Source organism: Streptomyces wedmorensis, from assembly GCF_000716445.1.
GTDB lineage: Bacteria > Actinomycetota > Actinomycetes > Streptomycetales > Streptomycetaceae > Streptomyces > Streptomyces wedmorensis.
The window spans coordinates 1-392 of the sequence record NZ_JNWK01000178.1; the positions used below are offsets into that span (position 1 = coordinate 1).

General features: G+C 66.1%; 1 protein-coding gene. It reads left to right on the forward strand.

Annotated elements, in window-relative coordinates:
* A partial coding sequence (locus OO54_RS41015; protein WP_033212895.1) for an ABC transporter substrate-binding protein occupies window positions 1-392 on the forward strand: 392 nt, incomplete at both ends.

Here is a 392-nt window from a genome sequence, read left to right on the forward strand (position 1 = left end):
TCACCATCGGCAAGTCCGTCGAGGACCTCGCCCCCTACGGAGCGACCAAGCACGCCACCAGCTTCACCCCCGGCCCCTGGAACGCCGTCCACCAGGACAGGGCCATCCACGCCCTGCCCATGGACTCCGGCCCGATGGCCTTCTTCTACAACAAGAAGGTCTTCGACAAGCACGGCATCAAGGTGCCGACCACCTGGGACGAGTACGTGCAGGCCGCCCGCACCCTCCACAAGGCCGACCCCAAGATCTTCATCACCAACGACACCGGCGACGCCGGCGCCACCACCAGCCTCATCTGGCAGGCCGGCGGCCACCCCTACAAGACCGACGGCACCGCCGTGAAGATCGACTTCACCGACGAAGGCACCCAGAAGTACACCGCCACCTGGCAA